Source organism: Sphingomonas swuensis (assembly GCF_039538045.1).
Taxonomy (GTDB): domain Bacteria; phylum Pseudomonadota; class Alphaproteobacteria; order Sphingomonadales; family Sphingomonadaceae; genus Sphingomicrobium; species Sphingomicrobium swuense.
In genome coordinates this window covers 1,355,700-1,379,369 of sequence record NZ_BAABBQ010000001.1, presented here as the reverse complement: position 1 = coordinate 1,379,369, position 23,670 = coordinate 1,355,700, and the positions used below count along the sequence as shown (strand labels likewise).

Here is a 23,670-nt window from a genome sequence, read left to right as displayed (position 1 = left end):
CAGGGCGGCGTGAAGCACGGTCTTTTCTCGAGCGGGATCGACAAGCATGGGGCTGGAGGGTTGAGCATGGCGCAGACGGCGGTCGACGACAGCCTCCAGGCAGCGGTCCGCGCCTGCCGCCGTCACTTCGTCTGGGCGCTGGCGTTCAGCGCGCTGGTCAACCTCCTCGTGCTCGTGCCGATGCTCTACATGCTCCAGGTGTATGAGCGGGTGGTTCCAACGCGCGGCGGCACCACCCTCCTGCTCCTCACCGTCATCCTGATCCTCGGCCTCGGCGCGAGCAGCCTGCTCGACGTCGTCCGCTCGCGGCTGCTGGTCCGCGCCGGGGTTCGGCTCGACCGGATGCTCTCGGGCACCCTGCTCGACGTCAGCCTGTCGCGCCCGACCCGAGGCGGCCAGCGGCTGGCCCGCCAGGCGATCCGCGAGTTCGACGTGCTCCGCCAGGCGATGACCGGGCCGGCCATCCTCGCCATCCTCGATGCGCCCTGGGTGCCCATCTACATCCTCATCGCCTTCCTCCTGCATCCGTGGATCGGGGTTCTCTCGACGGTCGGCGCGGTCGTCGTCGTGCTGCTTGCGATCCGCAACGAGCAGCTCACCCGCGAGCGGCTGCAGCGCGCCAGCCAGTCGGCGGGCCAGGCCTATTCCGAGTTCGAGGCGAGCGTGGCCAACGCCGACGTGGTCCGCGCGCTCGGCCTTCGCCGGGCGCTGGTCGCCGGCCACCTCAAGCAGCGCGACACGATGATGCGGCTGCAGACCGAGGCAAGCCTGTCGGGCGGGGGGCTGATCGCCGGCTCGCGCTTCCTCCGACAGTTGCTCCAGTCGCTGGCACTCGGCCTTGGCGCGCTGCTCGCGATCGACGGGAAGATCAGCGCCGGGGCGATCTTCGCCAGCATGTTCATCGTCGGTCGCGCGCTCGCCCCGATCGACCAGCTGGTCGGCAACTGGCGGGTGGTGGTCCAGGCCCGTGGCGCCTGGAACACGCTCAACGACCTCCTCTCGGCACGCGAGCCCGACATCGCCCTCACCCACCTGCCGCGCCCGTCGGGAAGCCTCGAGGTCGAGCAGCTGCACGTCATGGCCGAGGGCAACCAGCCGATCCTCCAGAACGTCAACTTCGCGGTCGAGGCGGGCGAAGTGGTCGCGATCGTGGGCCCGAGCGGCGCCGGCAAGTCGACCCTGGTGCGGGTCCTCGCGGGCGCACTCGCCCCGACCCACGGCCATGTCCGGATCGACGGCACCGACCAGCGCAACTGGGACCCGGAGCGGCTGGCCGAGCATGTCGGCTTCATGCCGCAGGAGCCCGCGCTGTTCGCCGGCTCGGTCAAGGAGAATATCGCCCGCTTTCGCAATCGCCTCGGCGAGCCGGCCGAGCAGGTGGATTCCGATGCGATCGCCGCTGCCACCGCAGCGGGCGCGCACCCGCTAATTCAGCGGCTGTCGCAGGGCTACGACCATCCGCTCGGCCTCGGTGGCCGCGGCCTGTCGGCGGGCCAGGGGCAACGGATCGCGCTCGCCCGGGCGATGTTCCGCTCGCCCTCGATCCTGATCCTCGACGAACCCAACAGCAACCTCGATGCCGAGGGAGACCAGCAGCTCGCCCGCTCGCTCGAGCAGGCCAAGAGCCAGGGCACGACGATCCTGCTCGTCGCGCACCGGATGAGCGTGCTTCCGCTGGTCGACAAGATCATGGTCATCCAGGATGGGCGGCTGACCATGTACGGGGCGCGCGACGAGGTGCTCGCCAAATTGTCCAAGCCCCAGCCGCGGGTCGCGGCCCAGGTCGCGGAGGCCCGCTGATGAACAGTCTCGACCTCGCGCTCCCCGCGCATGCCGGACCGGCCGTCGGCGACTGGCAGGGCGAGATGGGCGGTGACGAGCCGTCGCGCGACATCCGCGCCGGGCTGATCGTCGCCTTCCTCTTCTTCGGCCTGCTGGTCGGCTGGGCCGCCATCGCCAGGCTCGACGCAGCGGCGCTCGCGCCGGGCCGGCTGGTGGTGTCGGGCCAGCGCCAGACCGTCCAGCACCGCGACGGCGGGGTGGTCGGCCAGATCATGGTCAGGGAGGGCCAGCGGGTCGAGCGCGGGCAGATCCTGATGCGGCTCGCGGGATCCGAGGTCCGCGCGCAGGAACGCTCGCTGAGCGCGCAGGCCATCTCGCTCCTCGCCCAGCGCGCCCGGATCCGGGCCGAGCAGATGGGCAGCGGCACGATCGCGGTGCCGGCCGAGTTCGCCCAGCTGACCAGTCCCGAGGACCGGGCCGATGCCACGCAGGCGATGAACATCCAGCGCACGCAGCTTCGAACCCGGCTCGCGGTCGTCAACGCCAAGCGCGCCTCGCTCGGCCAGCGCACCTCGGGGGCGGGCAACCAGGGCGCTGGCTACACCCGCCAGGTCGCCGCGCTCGACAAGCAGATCGCCTCGGTCGACGAAGAACTGAAGTCGCTCAGCACGGTCGCCGAAAAGGGCTTCGTCTCGATGAGCCGCATCCGTGCGCTCGAGCGCGCCAAGGCCGAGCTCGAGGGGCAGCGCGGCCAGTATAGCGCGACCGTGGCCCAGTCGCGCGACCAGGCCGGCGAATCGCGGCTCCAGGCGCTCGAGGCGCAGAGCGACTATCTCGAGCGCTCGGCGACCGAATTGCGCGACGTCGAACTGGCACTGGCCGAGGTGCTGCCCAAGTTGAGCGCCGCCCGCGACCAGGCCTCTCGGCTCGACATCCGCAGTCCCGCGAGCGGGATGGTGGTCGGGCTCCAGGTCTTCACTCCGGGCGGGGTGATCGCGCCGGGGCAGAAGCTGCTCGACGTGGTGCCCGAGCGGACCCCGATGAACATCGAGGTGCGGTTGAGCATCGCCGACGGCGACGACGTCTCGACCGGCCAGACCGCTTACGTCCGCTTCGACGCGCTGCACGAACGCCGCCTGTCGCCACTCGAAGGCAAGGTGACCCGGGTCTCCGCCGACAGCTTCACCGACGAGAAAACCGGCGAAAGCTACTTCACCGCGACCATCGAGGTGCCGCAGGCCGAGCTCGAGAAATTGAAGGTCGTCCGCGGCGACGACTTCGAGCTTCGCGCCGGAATGCCGGTCACCGTCGAGATCCCGGTGCGCAAGCGGACCGCGCTCCAGTATATGCTCGAACCGCTCACCTCGGCCCTCAACCGCTCCGGACGGGAGCATTAGGGCGGGCCGCCATGCGGCTTACTTCGTCGCTGCGAACGAGCTGGTCATCACGTTGGCGGAGAGCGGCGGAAGCGGCTGCTTCGCCTGGCTCGCCGCGATCGCCGCGAGGATCGAGCGGAGATCACGCACCGCCGGACGGTGATCGGCGTCGCGGATCACGAAGGCGCGGCCATCCTTGCCCGCCGCGAGGTCGAACAGCGCCTTGCCGTGGGTGACAGGCACGACGTCATCGCGCGAACCGTGGATCAGGTACCAGGGCTCGTCGAGCGCCCTGGCCGCGTCGGCATTGCGGAATTCGTCGGGGACGAGAGCGCGCGCCAAAGTCGGCGCCATATCGCGAATGCGCGTGAAGGTGCCGATCGTCACCAGCGCGTCGAGCTTCTCCGAGCGCGACAAGGCCAATGCCACGCCCCCTCCAAGGCTGTGGCCCACGACCCAGACCGGCTGGCCCCCAGCCTCGATGCGGGCGGCGGCGAGGAAGGCCGCGGCGTCCTGCACCAGTCCCGCCTCGCTCGGCTTGCCGGCATTGCCGCTGTAGCCGCGATATTCGGCCGAGAGGATGCGGTAGCCGTCCTCGGTGAGCGGGCCGAGCCAGCGAAGCGCGGTGGTCGCCGACGACGCATTGCCGTGGAAGACCAGCAGCAGCGGCCTGTCAGCTCGGCCGGGCGCGAGGATGCCGGTGAGCTTCACCCCGTCCCGCGTCGTGACAGGCAAGAACTTGCTGCCCGATGGCAGGCCAGCGAGCGTCAGCGCCTCCTGCGGCGCGGGGTAGATGCGGTCGGTGACCGGGCTGCCGCAGGCAGGCGCCGCGACCAGCAGCGTCGACAGCAGTGCCGCGCGGATCAGTAGAGGCGGCATGGCGACACCTGCTCTGCCCAGGCCTGCTCGTCACGGCTTGCGATGGCCTCGAGATCGCCCGCTTCGCTGCCCGGATTGTCGACCCATTCGCGTAAGGTCGGGCCGCCGTTGATGACGTCGATGGCGAGCTTTCCGAACTCATATTCGTAGGGGAAGTCGCGCCACAGCTCATAGTCGGGATGGAGGTTGCGGATCGCCTTGAAGGCGAGCCCCTGCAATCGCCACGGTCGGAACGCCTGGTGTTCGTAGCCCGGCCCCTCCGCATGGATGAACAGCCCCGAGCAGAGCTCGCCCTTGTGCTTGTGGAAGGTCGGCTCGACGAAGATCTCGCGCAGCGTGCAGCCGGCCAGCCAGTGGGGCGCGATGCGCTCCATCTCGGCAAGGATCGCGCGGGCGTCGAGGCCGGGCGCGGCGAACAGCTCGAGCGCGCGGGTCGTCCCCCTGCCCTCGCTCAGCGTCGTGCCCTCGAGCATCACCGTGCCCGCATAGGCGCGCGCCATGTTGAGCGTCGCGGCATTGGGCGACGGATTGATCCACACGCGATCGGTCGGCCAGCCGAAGCCGGGCCCCTGGTCTGGGTTCCAGCCCTCCATTTCGACCACGCGATAGGCGACGTCGAGATTGAAGTGCCGGATGAACCAGTGGCCCATCTCGCCCATGGTCAGGCCGTGGCGCATCGGCATCGGGCCGGCGCCGACGAAACTCTCCCAGCCGGGCTCGAGCAAGGTACCCTCGACCGGCGTGCCGGCGGGATTGGGGCGGTCGAGCACCCAGACTTCCTTGCCCTGCTCGGCAGCAGCCTCGAGCAGGTAGAGCAGCGTCGTGACGAAGGTGTAGATTCGGCAGCCGAGGTCCTGCAGGTCGAACAGGAAGACGTCGGCGGCGCTCATCATCTGGCCGGTCGGGCGGCGCACCTCGCCGTAGAGGCTGAAGACGGGGATGCCGAGCCGCGGATCCACCTCGTCGGCGGTCTCGACCATATTGTCCTGCTTGTCGCCCTTAAGCCCATGCTGCGGGCCCATCGCGCTGGTGACATTCACCCCGGCGGCGATCAGCGCGTCGATGCTGTGGGTGAGGTCGCGGGTGACCGAGGCGGGGTGGCCGAGGAGGCAGACGCGCCGCCCCTTCAACTGGGCGAGGAGCGCGGGGTCGGCGAGCAGGCGGTCGATACCGAAGTCAGTCATGGCCCGATGCTCTAAGCCAGTCGCGCGGTGAAGCAATCCGGATGGTGGAAGTCGGGCTGTTCGGACGGATGGTGCAGCGCCCAGAAGCTGCGGCGCCCGTCGGTCTCCTCGATGACCGCGCTGAGCGCGATGGTGAAGCGCGGCTCGGACGGGATGGCGAGCGTCGCGCCGAGGCCCCACCAGGTCAGATTGTCCTCGACCCGGACATAAGGGGCATTGGCGACCTCGGCGGGGCGCATGCCTTCGCGCTCTTGGTCGAAATCGTATGCCGCCCAGTCACCGCTCGGTGCGAAATTCCATTCCTGATAAGCCTCTTCGCCCTCTTCCTTGAGAAAGCATTCGAAGCAGGTCGAGCGCCACAGATTGTCACGCCGGGCAGGTTCCGGCGACAGGTCCGGAACGAGGAAACGGCCGATCGGCGCGCTTACTCCGAACCACAGGTTGAGCGTCGCCGCCTCGCCGAAAGCGGCCGAGCGCTCGGCACTGGCCCAGAGGGTGAAGGGCGGGCTCGGCACCGTCGAGGGATGCGGCTGGAGTTCGAAGCGCATGCCCTCCCTTACGTCATCGCGACAGCTAAGCTAAGCGGCTCTCATCATGACGACCTACACTTCCTCGCTTCTCAAGCTGCTGTCCGAACGCGGCTACATCCACCAGTCGACCGACGCCGCCGCGCTCGACGCGCTGGCGAGCCGCGAGGTGGTCACCGGCTATATCGGTTTCGACGCGACCGCGCCGAGCCTGCACGTCGGCAGCCTGGTGCAGATCATGCTGCTCCGCCGGCTGCAACAGGCGGGGCACCGGCCGATCGTGCTGATGGGCGGCGGGACCAGCAAGGTCGGCGACCCCAGCTTCAAGGCCGAGGAGCGGCGGCTGCTCGACGAGGCGGCGATCGCCGACAACATCGCCGGGATCAAGCGCGCCTTCGGCAACCTCCTGACCTTCGGCGACGGTCCGACCGACGCGCTGCTGGTCAACAATGACGAATGGCTCGACCGGCTCGAATACCTCCCCTTCCTGCGCGAAGTCGGGCGGCATTTCTCGGTCAACCGGATGCTGACCTTCGACAGCGTGCAGCTGCGGCTCGAGCGCGAGCAATCGCTGTCCTTCCTCGAATTCAACTACATGATCATGCAGGCCTACGACTTCCTCGAGCTGTCGCGGCGCTTCGGCTGCCGGTTGCAGATGGGCGGGTCGGACCAGTGGGGCAACATCGTCAACGGGGTCGAGCTGTGCCGCCGCGCCGACGGCACCGAAGTCTATGCCGTGACTACCCCGCTGATCACCACCGCCGACGGCGGCAAGATGGGCAAGACCGCGCAGGGCGCGATCTGGCTCAATTCGGACGGACCTGAGGGTTTCCGGCTAAGCGCCTACGATTACTGGCAGTTCTGGCGCAACACAGCGGACGCCGACGTCGGCCGGTTCCTCAAGCTCTTCACCGACCTTCCGCTCGGCGAGATTGCCCGGCTCGAGGCGCTTGAGGGGGCCGAGATCAACGAGGCCAAGAAGGTACTTGCGACCGAGGCCACCGCTCTGCTGCATGGGCGGGACGCAGCCGAGGCGGCCGAGGCGACGGCCGCGGCGACCTTCGCTGGCGGGGGTTCGGGCGAGGCGCTGCCGAGCGTCGCTACGGGCGGCGAGATCGGGGTCCTCGCGGCGCTCGTCGAACTCGGCTTCTGCGCATCGAATGGCGAAGCCAAGCGCAAGGTGGCCGAAGGTGCGGTCAAGCTCGATGGCGAGGCGATCGGAGACATTTCGCTCATGATTCCGGTGCCTTCGGAACGAAAGCTGAGCCTCGGCAAGAAGAAGCACGGACTGCTCCTACCCTAGCCGCTCCGAAGCAGGTCCACCGCCTGGTCGCGCTCGAACAGGTAGAGGCAGAGCCGCGCCGCCTCCCCGCGCTCGCCCTTGAGGCCGCCATCGCGGTCGAGCAACAGGCGAGCGTCCTGCGTCGCCATCGGCGCGAGCTCCTGCACCTGTTCGGGCGTGGCGAGGCGGAACTGGGCCTCGCCCGACTGGCGCACCCCGAGGATTTCGCCCGGACCGCGAAGCCGAAGATCCTCCTCGGCGATTCGGAAGCCGTCGCTGGTCTCGCGCATCAGCGCCAGCCGCGCCCGCCCCGTCTCGCTCAGCATCCCGCCGCGAAGCAGCAGGCAGGTCGACTTGGCGGCGCCGCGCCCGACCCGGCCACGGAGCTGGTGGAGCTGGCTTAGCCCGAAGCGCTCGGCCCCCTCGATGATCATCAGCGCGGCATTGGGGACGTCGACCCCGACTTCGATCACCGTCGTCGCGACGAGGATCGCGAGCCGTCCGCCGGCGAAGTCGGCCATGACCGCGTCCTTCTCGGGGCCCTTCATCCGGCCATGGACCAGTCCGACCCGCCCGGGGAATCGAAGCGCCAGCGCGGCCGCCCTCTCCTCGGCCGCCGCGGCGTCGCTATTCTCGCTCTCGGCGACCAGCGGGCAGACCCAATAGGCCTGTCCGCCCGCCGCGACGTGCCGGGCGAGGCCCTCGACCACGTCGCCCAGGCGCTCCTCGGCGATCACCCTTGTCTCGACCGGGGTGCGACCAGGCGGCATCTCGTCGATCCGGCTGACGTCCATCTCGCCATATTGAGTCAGAGTCAGTGTGCGCGGGATCGGGGTCGCGGTCATCGCCAGCAGGTGCGGCGTCGTCGCGCCCTTGGCGGTAAGCAGCAGCCGCTCGGACACGCCGAAGCGATGCTGCTCGTCGATCACCACCAGGCCGAGCCGGCGATAGGCGACCTTCTCCTGGAAGATCGCGTGGGTTCCGACGAGGATGTCGATCGACCCGTCGGCAAGCCCCATCAGCGTCGAATCGCGCGCCTTGCCCTTCTCGCGTCCGGTCAGGATCGCGACCCGCACCCCGATGCTGTCGCATTGGCGGAGCAGGGTCGCATGATGCTGGCGCGCGAGTATCTCGGTCGGGGCAAGCATCGCCGCCTGCGCGCCGGCCTCGACCGCCTCGAGCATGGCGAGCAGCGCGACCAGTGTCTTGCCCGAGCCGACGTCGCCCTGGAGCAGTCGAAGCATCGGTGCTTCCTGGCCCATGTCGCCGCGGATCTCCTCGACCACGCGCCGCTGCGCCCCGGTCAGCGCGTAGGGAAGCTTGAGCGCGCCGGTCAGCCGCCCGTCGCCACGAAGCGGCTGCCCGCGCTTCCTCCGGCTGACCTGCCGAAGCAGCGCGAGGGCGAGCTGGTTGGCGAAGATCTCGTCATAGGCGAGGCGCCGCCGGGCATGATCCGAGGCAGGCTCGGCATGGATCTCGGCCAGCGCGCCGCGCCAGTCGCGCCAGCCTTCCCGCTCACGGACCGAGGGCTCGATCCATTCGGGCAGATCGGGTGCGCGCTCGAGCGCGGCCGTGACCAGTTCGCGCAGGCGCCGCGAGGTCAGCCCCTCGGTCATCGGATAGACCGTCTCGCGCAAAGCGGGCTCGGCCTTGCCGGGCTCGGTCACCTCGGGGTGGATCATCTGCCACTCGTCGCCATAGGCTTCGAGCTTGCCGGTGACGGTGCGCCTCTCGCCGAGCGGAAGCTGCCTGGCCGCCCAGCCGCCATGGTTGAAGAAGGCGAGCGTCACCGTATTCCCCTCCCCGTCGATCGCATAGATCCGGGTCGGCCCGCGCCCGCGGCTGGTCCGTACCTCGGTCGCGGTAAGGTCGATGACGATCTGCCGGCCGAGCAACAGCGGTCTAGCTGCCGGGGTCCGAACCCGCTCGATCGACCCTGTGGGCAGGTGGAACAGCAGGTCCACCGCGCGGGTCAGCCCGAGCTTCGCCAGTTGCTTGGCGACCTGCGGGCCGACGCCCTTCAGTGTTTCCACTTCGGCGAACAGGGGATGGAGGAGCTCAGGGCGCATCGTCTTCGACTTTGGTGTCGCTTCAGGCCGCCTGCGCGAATGCCTGAAGCCCCCGCGCATGGACGTCGTCGAAGCTGGCTTCGAGCGCGGGGCTGACCCCTCGCAGCCCGGCCACGACGTCGGCGGCCCACAGGAAATAGTCCCGCTTCCGGTCGGCAGGCCAGTGGGCGGGCGGCTTGTCGAGGATGTCCCGCAGGTTGCTGATCTTGTCGGCAAGCTTCACCAGCTTGGCGCCCTGGGTCTTCCCGGGCGCATTGACGACCTGCATCCGCTTGCGCTCGGACTTTTCGAGGGCCTTGTCGTCAGTCAGCTCGGCGACCATCCCGGCGACGCGCGGTCCAAAGCGGTTCTCGATCTCGGCAAGCGAGGTCGCGGTATCTTCGACCGTGTCGTGAAGGAGCGCGGCGGCAAGCACCTCGGGATCGGCCACCCCGCCTTCCTCGACGAGGATCCGGGCGAGCTCGAGCGGGTGATTGATGTAGGGCGACTTTTCGACGTCCTTGCGAAGCTGGGTGCGGTGGCGGTCGGCGGCAAAGGCGGCGGCGGCGAGAATGAGACGAAGCGACTGCTGATCGGACATGTGAAACTCCCGCTGATCTGCACAAAGGCAAGAGGAAGGCGGATGCCGGGTCAAGCCCGGCATGACGATTGTGGGATGTGCCGTGCTCACCTACATGGCCGCCCATGCTCGAGGACGTGACGACCAAGCGCCTGCGGTGGCGCGCGCATCATCGTGGGACGAAGGAAGCCGACCGGATGATCGGCGGCTTCTTCGATCGCTATTGCGGCGACTGGTCGCCCGACGAACAGGCTCTGTTCGAGGCGCTGCTCGAGGAGCAGGACGTCGACATCATGGCCTGGGCGATCGGAACGCAACCCGTGCCGGAGCGCTTCGCGGGGGACATGATGATCAAGCTCCAGCGCCTCGACTATCTGCCGATCGACCGGTGAACGATCTCCAGCGCATCTTGAAGGCGGGCGAACCGCTGACTCTCGCCGGCGTGCCCGCGGGCTTCCTGCCGTGGCTCACGGCCGACCTCGCGCGGGCATCGCACGGCCGCAAGGGCGGCGGGCGGACGGTGGTGATCGCGTCGGACGAGGTGGCGATGCGCGCGGTCGCCGACACCGCGCCGGCCTTCGCCCCCGAGATCGAGGTGCTGACCTTCCCGGCCTGGGACTGCCTTCCCTACGATCGCGCCTCGCCCGCGCTGCGGGTGATGGCCGAGCGGCTGGCGACGCTCAACCGGCTGCAGGAACGCTCCGACAAGCCACAGCTCCTGGTCACCACGGCCAACGCCGCGACCCAGCGCACGCTGACGCCCTTCCGCATTCGCCAGCTGACACGGCGGCTTGCGCCCGGCGAACGGATCGAGCGTGACCGGCTGATCCAGTTGCTTACCGCCAACGGCTACCATCGCACCGACAGCGTGTCCGAAGCGGGCGAGTTCGCGGTCCGCGGCGGCCTTCTCGACCTCTTCCCGTCGGGGCAGCCGCACGCGATCCGGCTCGACTTCTTCGGCGACGAGATCGAGACGATGCGCTCGTTCGATCCCGCTGACCAGCGCACCGTCGGTCCGGCCGAGGCTTTCACCCTGATGCCGGCCAGCGAGGCGCTGCTCGACGAGGACAGCATCAAGCGCTTCCGTACCCGCTACCGCGAGCATTTCGGCGCCACCGCGACCGGCGACCCGCTCTACCAGGCGGTCAGCGACGGGCGCCGGCTGGCGGGGATGGAGCATTGGCTGCCGCTGTTCGAGGAGCGGCTCGGGACCCTCTTCGATCACCTCGGCGAGAGCGACCTCGTGGTTCGCGATCCCGGGGTCGACGGCGCGGTCGAGAGCCGCCGCGAGGCGATCCAAGACTATCACCAGAACCGCGAGCGGGCGATGGTCGCCGCCCCCGGCAGCTATCGCCCGCTGGCCCCATCCGAGCTCTACCTGTCGGTCAAGGAATGGAAGACGCTGCTGGCCGATCGGCCGGTGCATCTCGCCTCGACCTTCCCCGAGCCCGCTTCGGAGCGGGTGATCGACTTCGAAGTCACCTCGGCGCGCGACTTCGCACCCGAACGGACAGCGCAGGAGAATGTCTACGAAGCCGTCGTCAAGCACATCGGCAAGCTTCGGAAAGACGGGAAGAAAATCGTCCTTGCAAGCTACACCGTCGGCGCTCGCGAACGCCTGTCGGGGCTGCTCAAGGACCATGGGCTGACCAGCCAGAAGCTGGCCGCCGACTGGCAGGAGGCGCTGGGCGCGCTCCAGCATAGCGCCCTTCTCGTGCTTCCGCTCGACCATGGCTTCACCACCCCTTCGGTGGCGGTGCTGACCGAGCAGGACATGCTCGGCGACCGGCTGGTCCGGCGGCGCAAGCGCAAGAAGAGCGCCGACGCCTTCCTGTCCGAGCTCGCCACTCTCACCCCCGGCGATCTCGTCGTCCACGCCGAGCATGGCATCGGCCGCTACGAGGGCCTGACCCAGGTCCAGGTCGGAAAGTCGCCCCACGACTGCGTCGCGCTCGAATATGCCGGCGGCAACAAGCTCTACGTGCCGGTCGAGAATATCGACGTCCTGTCGCGCTACGGCTCGGGTGAGGAAGGCGTCGCGCTGGATCGTCTCGGCGGCGAGGCGTGGCAGCGGCGCAAGGCGCGGATGAAGGAGCGGATCCGCGAGATCGCGGGCGAGCTCATCAAGACTGCGGCATTGCGCGCGACACGCCAGGGTGTCGTTGCCGAACCCGACAGTGCCTATCCGGCGATGGTCGACCGCTTTCCCTATGAGGAGACCGACGACCAGAACCGCGCGATCGGCGACGTCCTCGAGGATCTCGGCGCGGGCAAGCCGATGGACCGGCTGGTCTGCGGCGACGTCGGCTTCGGCAAGACCGAGGTCGCGCTTCGTGCGGCCTTCGTCGCGGCGATGGCCGGCTACCAGGTCGCGGTGGTCTGCCCGACCACCCTCCTCGCCCGCCAGCATTATGCGAACTTCGTCGACCGTCTGAAGGGCTTCCCGATCGATGTCGGCCGCCTGTCGCGGTTGGTCGCTTCGACCGAGGCCAAGCGGACAAAAGAGCTGCTTGAGGAAGGGCAGATCGACATCGTCGTCGGCACCCACGCGATCCTTGCCAAGGGCATCAAGTTCAAGAAGCTCGGCCTGGTCATCGTCGACGAGGAGCAGCGCTTCGGGGTGACACACAAGGAGCGGCTGAAGGCGCTCAAGGCCGACGTCCACGTGCTGACGCTGACCGCCACGCCGATCCCGCGCACGCTGCAGATGGCGATGAGCGGGCTTCGCGAGCTCAGCGTCATCCAGACCCCGCCGGTCGACCGCCTGGCGGTGCGGACCTACGTCACGCCGTGGGACCCGGTGGTCATCCGCGAGGCGCTGCTTCGCGAGCATTACCGCGGCGGGCAAAGCTATTTCGTCGTCCCGCGCATCTCCGACCTGCCCGACATCGAGGAATGGCTCCGCGAGGAGGTGCCCGAGGTCAAGCCGATCGTCGCCCACGGCCAGCTCGCCCCGACCGAGGTCGAGGAGCGGATGAGCGCCTTCTACGACCGCAAATATGACGTGCTGCTGTCGACCACCATCGTCGAGAGTGGGCTCGACATTCCGTCGGCCAACACGCTGATCGTCCACAGGGCCGAGCGGTTCGGCCTCGCACAGCTCTACCAGCTGCGCGGACGCGTCGGCCGCTCCAAGACCCGCGCCTATGCCTACATGACGACCCCGCCCGACCGTCAGATCACCGAGACCGCGGAGAAGCGGCTGACGGTGCTGAGCAATCTCGACAGCCTCGGCGCCGGCTTCCAGCTCGCCAGCCACGACCTCGACATCCGCGGCGCGGGCAATCTGCTCGGCGACGAGCAGTCTGGGCACATCAAGGAAGTCGGGTTCGAACTCTACCAGTCGATGCTCGAGGACGCGATCCTCGACATGAAGGCGGGCGGCACCCGCGAGGACAAGCCCGACGAGTTCAGCCCGCAGATCAATGTCGAGGCCCCGATCATGATCCCCGAGGATTATGTCCCCGACCTCGACCTGCGCATGGGACTCTATCGCCGACTCGGCGAGCTCGAGAACCCGCAGGAGGTGGAGGAGTTCGCGGCGGAGATGATCGACCGCTTCGGCAAGTTGCCGGAGGAAACCAACAACCTCCTGCAAGTGGTTGAAACCAAGATCCATTGCCGGAAGGCCTGCATCGCCAAGCTCGATGCGGGCGCGCGCGGAGCGGTGGTCACCTTCTCGCCCTCGGGCTTCCCGCACGTGAAGGGTCTGTTCGACTATATCGCCCGGCTCAAGGGCTCGGCCAAGCTCCGGCCCGACCAGAAATTGGTGGTCAGCCGCGACTGGGCGAGCCCGGCGCAGCGCCTCAATGGCGCCCTCCAGCTGTCGCGCGGCCTCGCCCGGGTGGCGGCGGTCGGCAAGAAGGAGAAGGTGGCGGCCTGAGCTACAGCCGCGAGGCGCGGACCGCGATCGGCATCGTCACCTGGCGCTTCTGCCCGTCGGGCCAAGCGACGCGGAGCTGTTCGAAGCAGTCGTCGGTCACCTCGGTTCCGAGGCGCTGAACCACCGACCAGCTCAACACATAGGCCTCGACCTGCGCCCGCTCCCAGCGGAGATGGATGGCGGCCGGGGGAACCCGCACCTCGGCGCCGGGCACATCGATCGCGCGATAGCCGTCGATCAGCAGCCAGTTGCCGGGTGCCCAGTGCGGTTCGAGCCGCTTGAGGAGGGTCGCGAGGATCGTGTCGACCGCGTCGTCGACATACCACCAGCCATAACCGATCGCCGCGAACAGTCCGCCAGGCCGGAGTACGCGCCGTGCTTCGGCGAAGAAGGCCGGATGATCGAACCAGTGGAAGCATTGGGCGGCGAGGATCAGGTCGACCGAATGATCGGGAAGCGAGCAGCGCTCGGCGGGCTCGACCGCGAAGGTGACCCCGGGAACGGGTGTCGCCTCGGCGATCTGAGCGGCGCTGGCATCGCTTGCGAAGACATGTTCGAAGTGGCGCGCAAGATGCTGGGCGGCCTGCCCATTTCCGGTCCCGACGTCCCATGCCTGCTCATGCCCCGGAACCAGGGCGGCAAGCTCCGCGATCAGATGCTCGGGATAGGTCGGCCTCGACGCGGCATAAAGCGCGGCATGGCCGGAGAAGTGATCGGGAAAGCCCATGGCCGCACGCCTTACCACGGCGCGACGCGGCTGTTCAGCCCAGGAAGCCGGCCAGCTCCTCCTCGCTCATGGCGCGCGCGCCAAGGAAGCCCTGGTACACGTCGCAGCCCCAATCCTTGAGCAGGGCGAGTTGTGCGGGGTCCTCGACCCCTTCGACCAGCACCTCGAGGTCGAGCTCCCGGGCGAGCGCGATCAGCGCCTTGACCACGATCCGCGCACGCCTTCCACCGACGAGGTCGACGATCAGCCCGCGGTCGATCTTGAGCACGTCGAGCGGCAGCGTCGTCAGCCAGGCGAGGCTGGCGTAACCGGTCCCGAAATCGTCGACCGCGATCCGCACCCCGGCCGCGCGCAGGCAGGCGAGCCGGGCCGAGACCGCGACCGGATCGACGATCAACCCGCTTTCGGTGATTTCGGCGGTAATTCTGCCGGGCGCAATGCCGGCAGCGTCGATCTCGTCCAGCAGCCAGCGCTCATAGCCCGGCCGGGCGAGATCCTCGGGGAGGAGGTTGAGCGACAGGCGCAAGTCGGCGAGCGGTCCGGTCCAGCTCGCGGCGGTCCGGAGCGCCTTGCGCTGAACCGCGCGCGACAGCCGTTCGCCGAGCCCGGCGGCGGTGGCCCTCGCGAACAGCGCCTCGGGCGTTGTCCCGTCGGGGCCGCGGGCAAGCGCCTCGACCCCGACCACCCTGCCCGTCGCAATCTCCCACTGGGGCTGGAAGGCGAGCGTTACCTCGTCGCGCGCGAGCAGGCGCGAGACCAGCGCGTCGGGAGCCGGAAAGGCGGGCAGCGGCGACGCCAGATGATCGCTGCTCCGGCGGGCCGGGCGGAGCGGCGGAGGAAGGGAGCCGGCGGTCATGTCCCGATCCTTCTAGCGCATTGTCGCGGGGAGCACAGCGATGCTGGCGGCAATGGTCCGAAACGGGACGGTGGCGGCTCCCTCCCTCCCCGGCTATGCTGGCCGAAGCCACTCACCGACGAGGACGACAGCTGTTGAACGCCGACGCATTCCCGGCCTCGCCGACCCGGATCGACCTTGCCGCCGAGGGGATCGCGCTGGTCGCCAGCCGAGGCGAGGCCGCGCAGGCCGCAGCGGCCATGCTTCGCCGCCGCTACCTGTTTGCCGACGAGCAGAATGCCCGGATCCTCGTCGCGCTCGGCGGCGACGGCTTCATGCTTCACACGCTCCACCAGATGCTCGACGGCGGCGAGGCGCGCCCGGTGTTCGGGATCAATCGCGGCACCATCGGCTTCCTGATGAACGAGTGGCGGCTCGACAATCTCGGCGCGCGCATCGCCTCGGCCAAGGCGGTCAATGTCCTCCCTCTGACCATGCGCGCCGAGACCATTCATGGCGACGAATGGACCCATGCCGCGATCAACGAGGTCTCGCTGCTCCGCGAGACGCGGCAGGCGGCGAAAATCGAGGTCATCGTCAACGGCCGGGTGGTGCTCCCCGAGGTGGTCAGCGACGGCGTTCTGGTGGCGACCCCGGCGGGCTCCACCGCCTACAACTTCTCCGCCGGTGGTCCGATCCTGCCGCTCTCGGCGCCGCTTCTGGCGCTGACGCCGATCGCTCCGTTTCGCCCTCGGCGCTGGTCGGGCGCAATCCTCACCGACGACGCCAGCGTCTGCTTCCGCGTGCACGAGCCCGCCGACCGGCTGGTCGCCGCGGTCGCCGACCAGTTCGAGGTCCGCGACGTCAGTCTGGTCGAAGTGTCGCTCGACCGCTCGCGTCCGCTGACCCTGCTGTTCGATCCCGACCACGCACTCGACGAACGCATCGCCGCCGAGCAATTTGCCACCTGATTGGTCTTGCCAAGGCCCGGAAGCTACGCCATAGGCCCGCTCGCCCAGGCATCGTTCCCCGATAGCTCAGCGGTAGAGTAGGTGACTGTTAATCACTTGGTCGTTGGTTCGAATCCAACTCGGGGAGCCATTTTCAACCATCTCGCAAGGCGCGGCTTCCAGGCGATCAGGCATCGCCTGGAGATGAATCCCTTGTTGTTTTAGGTTCACGCAACCGGGGCCTGAGCGACCGGGTTGGTTACGCATCGTCGGTTAGCCGACCGAAGCGGAGACAGACCCATGAAGACCATCCTCATCGCCGCCGGAGCCGCTGCCCTTGCCAGCCCGCTGCTGGTGGCATCCCCCGCCGAAGCGCAGAATCGCAACGCAAATCGAGAATTGCGCGAGTGCAACCGCGAGCTTCGCCGCGCCGACAGCCGGGCGGAGTATCGCCGCGAGCTGCGCGAATGCCGCCGCGAGCTCAACCGTGCCCAGCGCCGCGACACCCGCGACTGGCGCCGCTACAGCTCGTACGACTACAATCGCTTCGAACCGGGCTACAATCGCTATTACGCCGACCGCTACTATCGCAGCGGCAGCTACTATCCCGAGCGTCGCCTGAGCTACAACGACCGCATCTACCGGGGTCAGAACGGCCGCTACTATTGCCGCCGCAATGACGGGACCACCGGCCTGATCATCGGTGCTGGCGTTGGCGCGCTGCTCGGCAACCGTGTCAACATCGGGGGTTCGCAGACCCTTCGGACCATCGCCGGCGGCGCGATCGGCGCAGCACTCGGCCAGGCGATCGCCCGCGGCAACGTGCGCTGCGACTGATCCCCGGCTGACGGACAAGGAAGGGCCGGTGTCCGCACCGGCCCTTTTTCGTGCCTGCATTGCGCCGGAGGCCCGGCAGTCGCATCCTTGCTCCTGCAGGCACGGTCAGGGAGCGGGACGATGCGGTCACATGTGGAACGCCATCTGGTGGAGCGCATCGGCTGGCTCAGGGCCGCGGTGCTCGGGGCCAATGACGGGATCGTCTCCACCGCAAGCCTGATCGTCGGAGTGGCGGCCGCCGCCTCGGGCAAGGCCGAGGTCATGCTGGCCGGGGTCGCGGGCCTTGTCGCGGGCGCGATGTCGATGGCGGCTGGCGAATATGTCTCGGTCAGCTCGCAGTCCGACACCGAAAAGGCCGATCTCGCCCGCGAGCGCGCCGAGCTCGAGCAGTCACCCGAATTCGAGCATCAGGAACTGTCGCGGCTCTACCAGGAGCGCGGGGTCTCGCCGGCGACCGCCGACGAGGTCGCGAGGGAACTGATGGCCAGGGACGCCCTCGGCACCCACGCCCGCGAGGAGCTGGGCATCAGCCACGTCACCTCGGCCCGGCCGGTTCAGGCCGCGCTGACGTCCGCCGCGACCTTTACTGCGGGAGCCAGCCTGCCGCTGCTGGTCACCTTCCTGACGCCGGTCGGGCGGACGATGATCATCGCGGTCACCGGCGCCTCGCTGCTGTTCCTCGCGCTGCTCGGCGCGATCGGCGCGAGGAGCGGCGGGGCGCCGGTCGGCAAGGCCACCTTCCGGGTCTTCTTCTGGGGCGCGCTGGCGATGGCGATCACCGCCGGCATCGGCAAGTTGGTCGGAACCGCGGTCTAGTCGATCGCCGCCATCAGCGTGGCATTGCCGCCTGCCGCGGTGGTGTCGATGCAGGTCACCCGTTCGGTCGCGAAGCGCGCGACGTAGTGCGGGCCGCCAGCCTTGGGCCCGGTGCCGCTCAGCCCCTCGCCCCCGAACGGCTGGCTCTCGACCACCGCGCCGATCTGGTTGCGATTGATGTAGAGGTTGCCGACGCGAGCCTTCCGCGCGACCTGCTCGGCCACCGTGTCGATCCGGCTCTGAAGGCCGAGGGTGAGGCCGAAGCCGGTGGCATTGATCTGGTCGATGACATGATCGAGCTCGCCCGACTTCCACCGGATGACGTGGAGGACCGGCCCGAAATGCTCGTCCTTGAGGCTGGCGAGGCTGGGCAGCTCGGCGATCACCGGGGCGACGAAGCTGCCGTTATTCGCCGGCAGCGGCAGTTCGGCGACGATCCGCCCGGCGGCACGGAGCTCGGCGACATGCGCGTCGAGCGCGGCCTTGGCGTCGGCATCGATGACCGGGCCGACATCGGTGGTGGGAAGCCGCGGATCGCCGATCGTCAGCGCTTCCATCGCGCCGCGGATCATCGTCAGCATCGTGTCGGCGACATCGTCCTGGACGAACAGCACGCGCAGCGCCGAGCAGCGCTGGCCCGCCGACTGGAAGGCCGAGGCGACGACGTCGCGGGTGACCTGCTCGGGTAGCGCCGAGCTGTCGACGATCATCGCATTCTGCCCGCCGGTCTCGGCGATCAGCGGGACGATCGGACCGTCGCGGTCCGCAAGCGTGCGGTTGATCGCCTTGGCGACCGCGGTCGAGCCGGTGAAGGCGACCCCGGCGGTCAGCCGGTGCGCCACCAGCGCGGCCCCGACCCTACCGTCACCGACGGCGAGCTGGACGACGTCGGCGGGGATCCCGGCCTGGTGCATCAGCCGGATCGCGAGCGCGCCGATCAGCGGGGTCTGCTCGGCGGGCTTGGCGATCGCTGCGTTGCCCGCGGCGAGCGCGGCGGCGACCGGGCCGGTGAAGATGGCGAGCGGGAAGTTCCACGGGCTGATGCAGGCCCATACGCCGCGGCCATGGTGGCGGAGCTCGTTGAGCTCGCCGGTCGGTCCGGGCAGCTGCACCGGCTTCGCCAGGCGGCGCGCCTCGGCCGCATAGTAGCGGAGGAAGTCGACGGCCTCGCGCACTTCGAGCACCGCGTCGGGCAGGGTCTTGCCCGCCTCGCGGATGCAGAGCGAGTAGAAATCCTCGCGATGATCCTCGAACAGGTCGGCGGTGCGGTCGAGCAGGCGCGCGCGCTCCTCGCCGCCGAGCTGGTCCCAGCCACTCTGCGCCGCGGCCGCGCGGCCGAGCATCGAGTCGAGATCGGACGGGCTGGTCTCGATGACCTCGCCGACCTGCTGCGCGGTGTCGAACGGCGAGCGGATCGCCGCCCGGGTTCCGTTGCCCTCGCCCCCGGTCCACTGGCGCTTCTCGAGCTCGGCAAGCCGGCGGAGCAGCGGCTCGCGGACGTTGGGATCGGTCAGGTCGCAGCCCGACGAGTTGCGGCGGGCCGAGCCGAACATCTCGCCCGGGCAGGGGATCGCCGGATTGCGGCGCGGCGTCATGGCGGCAAGCTGCGCGACGGGATCGCGGGTCAGCTCGTCCAATCCGACCTCGGCGTCGGCGATTCGATTGACGAAGGAGGAGTTGGCGCCGTTCTCGAGCAGGCGGCGGACGAGATAGGCGAGCAGTTCCTTGTGGCTTCCGACCGGCGCGTAGATGCGGACCGGGGTCTGCGGCTGCCCGAGCTCGGCCTCGAGCCTGGCCAGGCCCTCGTAGAGGCCCTCGCCCATGCCGTGGAGGCGCTGGAACTCGAACGGGGCGGTCGCCTGCGCCTTGATCGCGCCGATGGTTGTCGCATTGTGGGTCGCGAAGGCGGGGTAGATGCAGTCGGTCGCGGCTAGCAGCAGCCGGGCGCAGGCGAGATAGGAGACGTCGGTCGCGACCTTGCGGGTGAACACCGGATAGTCGTCATAGCCGCCAACCTGCGCGACCTTGATCTCGCTGTCCCAATAAGCGCCCTTGACCAGTCGGACCATCAGCGTGCGGCCGTGCGCGCGGGCAAGGTCGATCACCCACTGGGTGACCGGCAGCGCGCGCTTGGCATAGGCCTGGAGCGCGATTCCGAGACCGGTCCAGCCGCCCGCGAACAGGCTGTCGTCGGCAACCAGCGCCGCGAGCAGGTCCATCTGAAGCTCGAGCCGGTCGGCTTCCTCGGCGTCGATCGTCAGGTGGACGTCGGCCGCCGCCGCCATTCCGGCAAGCTCGCGCAGGATCGGCAGGATGTGCGCCTTCGCCTCTTCGGCGTGGAGCGCCTCGTAGCGCGGGTGGAGCGCCGACAGCTTGACCGAGATGCCGGGCGAGTTGACGACGCCCTCGCCAGCCTCGGCTGCGATCCGGCGGATCGCACCGCGGTAGGCCTCGGCATAGCGCTGCGCGTCGGCCATCGTCCGAGCCGCCTCGCCGAGCATGTCGAAGCTGTGGCTCAGCCCCTTCTTCCGCTCGGGCGCGGCGCGGCTCAAGGCCTCGTCGATCGTCCGGCCGAAGACGAACTGGCCGCCGAGGATCTTCATCGCCTGGCCGACCGCGGTGCGGATGACCGGCTCCCCGAGCCGCCCGACCGCCCGGCCGAGCGCGGCGGTCCAGCTGGCGGTGCGGTCGTTGGCACCGTCGAGGACCTTGCCCGTCAGCAGCAGCGAGAAGGTCGCGGCGTTGACGAATGGCGAGTGCGACTCGCCCATCTTCTCCGACCAGTCGGGACCGGACAATTTGTCGTGGATCAGCTCGTCGGCGGTGCGTGCGTCGGGAATCCGGAGCAGGGCCTCGGCGAGGCACATCAGCGCGATGCCCTCGTCCGAGCCGAGATCGTAGGCGTGGAGGAAGGCGTCGAGCCCTGCGGGCTTGGAGCCCCGGACATGGCCGACCAGCGCCCGGGCGATCGCCTCGGCCTCGCGCTCCTGCTTGGGATCGAGACGGGCCTGCTCGAGCCGCTCGGCAACCACCTGCTCCTCGTCGCGGCGGTAGTCGCGGCGGATGGCGGCGCGGTCGAGGGCTCCACCCTTCCCCGTCATCTCCGCCAAGGCGGGGGTCCCGCTCCTTTGGCTCTGCGGAGAAGAAGCGGGATCCCCGCTTTCGCGGGGATGACGAGGATGGTTCATGGGTTCGGTCCTAGGCCAGCTGGCCGTGGCAGTGCTTGAACTTCTTGCCCGAGCCGCAGGGGCACGGCGCATTGCGGCTGACCGGCTCGGCCAGCGCGCCCTCGGGAAGATCGGGCTGCGGGATGTTGAGCGACTGGCCGAAGTCTCCAACCAGCCCGCGCGCGCCGGCATCGAGGTCGGCGGTATCGTCATAGCCCGACAGCGGGTCGAGGTGCTGCGTCAGGAAGGCCGGAAGTTCGGGCAAGGGCGGCGGCTCCATCGCGATCTGCGCCCGCATCAGCGTCTTGGTGACGTCCTCGCGGATCGCGACCAGCAGCCGCTCGAACAGCAGGAAAGCCTCCTGCTTATACTCGTCGATCGGCTTCTTCTGCGCATACGAACGAAGGTGGATAACCTGGCGGAGCGCGTCGAGCGTCGCCAGATGCTCCTTCCAGTGATGGTCGAGGGTCTGGATGAGGACGGTCTTCTCGACCTCCTGCCAGCGCTCGGGCTCGACCTCGCTGGTCTTCGTGATCATGGCCTCGTCGGCGAGCGCGCCGATGCGTTCGATCAGCAGATCCTGGTCGACCGCATCCTCCTTGAGCCAGTCGTCGACCGGCGGCTGGAGGCCGAGCACGACGTCGAGGCTCTCCTTGAGGCCGGCGACGTCCCACTGCTCGGGGTAGGTCCCGGCCGGGCAATGCGCGGCGACCAGGCTGGTGACGGTCTCGGCGCGCATGTCGGTGACCACGTCCGAGACATGCTCGGCATCCATGATCTCGGCGCGCTGCTCGTAAATGACCTTGCGCTGGTCGTTCATCACGTCGTCGAATTCGACGACCTGCTTGCGGATGTCGTAGTTGCGCGCCTCGACCTTCTTTTGCGCGGTCTCGATCGCCTTCGAGATCCACGGGCTGACGATCGCTTCGCCGTCCTCGAGGTTCTTCTCCATCAGGCGGGCAAAGGCGGTCTGCGGGCCGAAGATGCGCAGCAGGTCGTCGTCGAGGCTGAGGTAGAAGCGGCTGAGGCCCGGATCGCCCTGGCGGCCCGAACGGCCGCGCAGCTGGTTGTCGATGCGGCGCGATTCGTGACGCTCGGTGCCGAGCACGAACAGCCCGCCGACCGAGCGCACCTGTTCGCGCTCGGCCTGCACTTCCTCACGGATCTTCTCGATCGCGGCGTCGCGTTCGGGGCCCTCGGGCATGTCCTTGAGTTCGTCCTCGATGCGAAACTCGATGTTCCCGCCGAGCTGGATGTCGGTGCCGCGGCCGGCCATGTTGGTGGCGATGGTCACCGCCCCCATGCGGCCCGCCTGGGCGACGATGTGCGCCTCGCTCTCGTGGAAGCGGGCGTTGAGCACCGAGTGCCTGACGCCTTCCTTCTCGAGATATTCGCTGAGCAGCTCGGACTTCTCGATCGAGACGGTGCCGACCAGCACCGGCTGGCCAAGGTCCTGCTTCTGCTTGAGCGACTTGGCGATCGCGGCGAACTTGTCGTTGATGTTCTTGTAGAACTCGTCGTCTTCGTCGACCCGGCTGACGTTCTTGTGGGTCGGGATGGTGACGACGTTCATCCGATAGATGTCGTAGAACTCGGGCGCCTCGGTGAGCGCGGTCCCGGTCATTCCCGACAGCTTGGGATACATGCGGAAGTAGTTCTGGAAGGTGATCGAGGCGAGCGTCTGGTTCTCGGGCTCGATGTTGACGCCTTCCTTGGCCTCGACCGCCTGGTGAAGGCCGTCCGACCAGCGCCGTCCGTCCATCATCCGACCGGTGAACTCGTCGATGATGACGACCTTGTCGTCCTTGACGATGTAGTCGATGTCGCGGCGGAACATGGTGTTCGCCTTGAGCGCCTGGTTGAGGTGATGGACCACCTGCGTGTTGGCGATGTCGTAGAGGTTGGCGCCTTCGATCAGCCCGGCTTCCTCGAGCAGCCGCTCGGCCTTCTCGGTGCCTTCCTCGGTGAGGACGACGCTGCGCTGCTTCTCGTCCTTGTCATAGTCTCCGTCGCCGAGCTGCTTCACCAGCGCGTCGACCTTGATGTAGAGGTCGCTCTTGTCGTCGGTCGGGCCCGAGATGATCAGCGGGGTGCGGGCCTCGTCGATCAGGATCGAGTCCACCTCGTCGACGATCGCATGGTTGAACGGCCGCTGGACCATCTGGTCGCGGCTGTATTTCATGTTGTCGCGCAGATAGTCGAAGCCGAGCTCGTTGTTGGTGGCGTAGGTGATGTCCGCCTCATAGGCGGCGCGGCGCTCCTCCTCCGACAGGTTCGGAACGATCACCCCGACAGTCAGGCCGAGGAAATTGTGTACCTGGCCCATCCACTCGGCGTCGCGGCGGGCGAGATAGTCGTTGACCGTGACGACGTGGACGCCCTTGCCGGGGAGCGCGTTCAGATAGGTCGCGAGCGTCGCGACCAGCGTCTTGCCCTCGCCGGTCCGCATCTCGGCGATCTCGCCGCGATGGAGCGCGATGCCGCCGATCATCTGTACGTCGTAGTGGCGCTGGCCGAGGGTCCGCTTTGCCGCCTCGCGCACCGTGGCGAAGGCCTCGGGCAGCAGGTCGTCGAGCTTGGTGCCGTTGGCCAGCCGCTGGCGGAAGATCACCGTCTGGTTGCTGAGCTCCTCGTCGGTCAGTGCCGAGATGGTCGGCTCGTAGCCGTTGATCGCCTCCACGATCCGGCGGAGCTTGCCGACATATCGGTCGTTGCTCGAGCCGAAGAGCGACTTGGCCAGCGATTGCAGCATCAGACTTCCTTGTGGGCGCGAGGCAAGTGAACGGGCGCCCGCGCG

General features: G+C 68.6%; 17 protein-coding genes and 1 tRNA gene. 9 read left to right on the top strand and 9 right to left on the bottom strand.

Annotation, left to right across the window (positions count from 1 at the left end; all coding sequences use genetic code 11):
- Positions 1-9: 9 nt before the first annotated feature.
- Positions 10-1,800, top strand: coding sequence for a type I secretion system permease/ATPase (locus ABD727_RS06840; RefSeq protein ID WP_344706642.1), 1,791 nt, complete (start codon positions 10-12; stop codon positions 1,798-1,800).
- The gene (locus tag ABD727_RS06835; RefSeq protein WP_344706641.1) at positions 1,800-3,179 is read left to right on the top strand and encodes an HlyD family type I secretion periplasmic adaptor subunit; all 1,380 of its coding nucleotides are present in this window, start codon (positions 1,800-1,802) and stop codon (positions 3,177-3,179) included. The genes ABD727_RS06840 and ABD727_RS06835 overlap by 1 nt, the downstream gene beginning before the upstream one ends.
- Positions 3,180-3,197: 18 nt before the next feature.
- Here ABD727_RS06835 and ABD727_RS06830 read toward each other — a convergent pair whose 3' ends face one another.
- Genes ABD727_RS06830 through ABD727_RS06820 form a run of 3 tightly spaced genes read right to left on the bottom strand, consistent with a single transcriptional unit; the run spans position 3,198 to position 5,769 of the window.
- Positions 3,198-4,037: an alpha/beta hydrolase gene (locus ABD727_RS06830; RefSeq protein WP_344706640.1), complete on the bottom strand. Its 840-nt coding sequence runs from the start codon at positions 4,035-4,037 to the stop codon at positions 3,198-3,200.
- Positions 4,022-5,221, bottom strand: coding sequence for an exo-beta-N-acetylmuramidase NamZ family protein (locus ABD727_RS06825; protein ID WP_344706639.1), 1,200 nt, complete (start codon positions 5,219-5,221; stop codon positions 4,022-4,024). Before ABD727_RS06825 ends, ABD727_RS06830 begins: the two co-directional genes overlap by 16 nt.
- 11 nt (positions 5,222-5,232) lie before the next feature.
- Positions 5,233-5,769, bottom strand: coding sequence for a DOMON-like domain-containing protein (locus tag ABD727_RS06820; protein WP_344706638.1), 537 nt, complete (start codon positions 5,767-5,769; stop codon positions 5,233-5,235).
- A 46-nt stretch (positions 5,770-5,815) separates the two neighbouring features.
- Between ABD727_RS06820 and tyrS the strand changes: the two genes are divergently transcribed.
- A complete protein-coding gene (gene tyrS / locus ABD727_RS06815; RefSeq protein WP_344706637.1) occupies positions 5,816-7,051 on the top strand; it encodes a tyrosine--tRNA ligase in 1,236 nt (411 codons plus the stop codon).
- Here the strand turns inward: tyrS and recG are convergent.
- Together recG and ABD727_RS06805 are read right to left on the bottom strand one after the other, a co-directional pair.
- Positions 7,048-9,099: an ATP-dependent DNA helicase RecG gene (gene recG / locus ABD727_RS06810; RefSeq protein WP_344706636.1), complete on the bottom strand. Its 2,052-nt coding sequence runs from the start codon at positions 9,097-9,099 to the stop codon at positions 7,048-7,050. The two genes, tyrS and recG, sit on opposite strands and share 4 nt — an antisense overlap.
- 22 nt (positions 9,100-9,121) lie before the next feature.
- Positions 9,122-9,679 (bottom strand): HD domain-containing protein, encoded by a 558-nt coding sequence (locus ABD727_RS06805; RefSeq protein WP_344706635.1) that lies wholly within the window; start codon positions 9,677-9,679, stop codon positions 9,122-9,124.
- A gap of 104 nt (positions 9,680-9,783) precedes the next feature.
- On the opposite strand from ABD727_RS06805, the gene ABD727_RS06800 reads away from it, so the two are divergent.
- Together ABD727_RS06800 and mfd are read left to right on the top strand one after the other, a co-directional pair.
- Positions 9,784-10,050 carry an FAD assembly factor SdhE gene (locus ABD727_RS06800; RefSeq protein ID WP_344706634.1) on the top strand — a complete coding sequence of 89 codons (267 nt, stop codon included), beginning with the start codon at positions 9,784-9,786 and terminating at the stop codon, positions 10,048-10,050.
- Positions 10,047-13,541 carry a transcription-repair coupling factor gene (gene mfd, locus ABD727_RS06795; RefSeq protein ID WP_344706633.1) on the top strand — a complete coding sequence of 1,165 codons (3,495 nt, stop codon included), beginning with the start codon at positions 10,047-10,049 and terminating at the stop codon, positions 13,539-13,541. Before ABD727_RS06800 ends, mfd begins: the two co-directional genes overlap by 4 nt.
- 1 nt (position 13,542) lies before the next feature.
- Here mfd and ABD727_RS06790 read toward each other — a convergent pair whose 3' ends face one another.
- Positions 13,543-14,268 carry a class I SAM-dependent methyltransferase gene (locus ABD727_RS06790; protein WP_344706632.1) on the bottom strand — a complete coding sequence of 242 codons (726 nt, stop codon included), beginning with the start codon at positions 14,266-14,268 and terminating at the stop codon, positions 13,543-13,545.
- A 34-nt stretch (positions 14,269-14,302) separates the two neighbouring features.
- On the bottom strand, positions 14,303-15,124 hold the full coding sequence (locus tag ABD727_RS06785) for an EAL domain-containing protein (RefSeq protein WP_344706631.1): 822 nt from the start codon (positions 15,122-15,124) through the stop codon (positions 14,303-14,305).
- A 134-nt stretch (positions 15,125-15,258) separates the two neighbouring features.
- Here ABD727_RS06785 and ABD727_RS06780 point away from each other — a divergent pair, with 134 nt between their 5' ends.
- The 4 genes from ABD727_RS06780 to ABD727_RS06765 all read left to right on the top strand — a co-directional run bounded on the left by ABD727_RS06780 (position 15,259) and on the right by ABD727_RS06765 (position 17,706).
- The gene (locus tag ABD727_RS06780; protein WP_344706630.1) at positions 15,259-16,074 is read left to right on the top strand and encodes an NAD kinase; all 816 of its coding nucleotides are present in this window, start codon (positions 15,259-15,261) and stop codon (positions 16,072-16,074) included.
- A gap of 55 nt (positions 16,075-16,129) precedes the next feature.
- Positions 16,130-16,204 (top strand) — tRNA-Asn (locus ABD727_RS06775).
- 149 nt (positions 16,205-16,353) lie between these two features.
- Positions 16,354-16,890, top strand: coding sequence for a hypothetical protein (locus tag ABD727_RS06770; protein ID WP_344706629.1), 537 nt, complete (start codon positions 16,354-16,356; stop codon positions 16,888-16,890).
- Positions 16,891-17,010: 120 nt separating this feature from the next.
- Positions 17,011-17,706 (top strand): VIT1/CCC1 transporter family protein, encoded by a 696-nt coding sequence (locus ABD727_RS06765; RefSeq protein WP_344706628.1) that lies wholly within the window; start codon positions 17,011-17,013, stop codon positions 17,704-17,706.
- On the opposite strand, the gene putA is transcribed toward ABD727_RS06765, so the two are convergent.
- Both putA and secA read right to left on the bottom strand, forming a co-directional pair.
- The gene (gene putA, locus ABD727_RS06760) at positions 17,703-20,807 is read right to left on the bottom strand and encodes a bifunctional proline dehydrogenase/L-glutamate gamma-semialdehyde dehydrogenase PutA (protein WP_344708035.1); all 3,105 of its coding nucleotides are present in this window, start codon (positions 20,805-20,807) and stop codon (positions 17,703-17,705) included. The genes ABD727_RS06765 and putA overlap by 4 nt on opposite strands.
- Before the next feature lie 97 nt (positions 20,808-20,904).
- Positions 20,905-23,625 (bottom strand): preprotein translocase subunit SecA, encoded by a 2,721-nt coding sequence (gene secA, locus ABD727_RS06755; protein ID WP_344706627.1) that lies wholly within the window; start codon positions 23,623-23,625, stop codon positions 20,905-20,907.
- Positions 23,626-23,670: the final 45 nt, after the last annotated feature.

Bases quoted from the DNA above. Each gene is read 5' to 3' on its own strand.
- ABD727_RS06825 (WP_344706639.1), bottom strand. From the start codon at position 5,221: ATGACTGACTTCGGTATCGACCGCCTGCTCGCCGACCCCGCGCTCCTC.
- ABD727_RS06805 (WP_344706635.1), bottom strand. From the start codon at position 9,679: ATGTCCGATCAGCAGTCGCTTCGTCTCATTCTCGCCGCCGCCGCCTTT.
- ABD727_RS06785 (WP_344706631.1), bottom strand. From the start codon at position 15,124: ATGACCGCCGGCTCCCTTCCTCCGCCGCTCCGCCCGGCCCGCCGGAGC.
- recG (WP_344706636.1), bottom strand. From the start codon at position 9,099: ATGCGCCCTGAGCTCCTCCATCCCCTGTTCGCCGAAGTGGAAACACTG.
- ABD727_RS06800 (WP_344706634.1), top strand. From the start codon at position 9,784: ATGCTCGAGGACGTGACGACCAAGCGCCTGCGGTGGCGCGCGCATCAT.
- ABD727_RS06790 (WP_344706632.1), bottom strand. From the start codon at position 14,268: ATGGGCTTTCCCGATCACTTCTCCGGCCATGCCGCGCTTTATGCCGCG.
- secA (WP_344706627.1), bottom strand. From the start codon at position 23,625: ATGCTGCAATCGCTGGCCAAGTCGCTCTTCGGCTCGAGCAACGACCGA.
- tyrS (WP_344706637.1), top strand. From the start codon at position 5,816: ATGACGACCTACACTTCCTCGCTTCTCAAGCTGCTGTCCGAACGCGGC.
- ABD727_RS06765 (WP_344706628.1), top strand. From the start codon at position 17,011: ATGCGGTCACATGTGGAACGCCATCTGGTGGAGCGCATCGGCTGGCTC.
- ABD727_RS06820 (WP_344706638.1), bottom strand. From the start codon at position 5,769: ATGCGCTTCGAACTCCAGCCGCATCCCTCGACGGTGCCGAGCCCGCCC.
- ABD727_RS06770 (WP_344706629.1), top strand. From the start codon at position 16,354: ATGAAGACCATCCTCATCGCCGCCGGAGCCGCTGCCCTTGCCAGCCCG.
- putA (WP_344708035.1), bottom strand. From the start codon at position 20,807: ATGACGGGGAAGGGTGGAGCCCTCGACCGCGCCGCCATCCGCCGCGAC.
- ABD727_RS06830 (WP_344706640.1), bottom strand. From the start codon at position 4,037: ATGCCGCCTCTACTGATCCGCGCGGCACTGCTGTCGACGCTGCTGGTC.
- ABD727_RS06835 (WP_344706641.1), top strand. From the start codon at position 1,800: ATGAACAGTCTCGACCTCGCGCTCCCCGCGCATGCCGGACCGGCCGTC.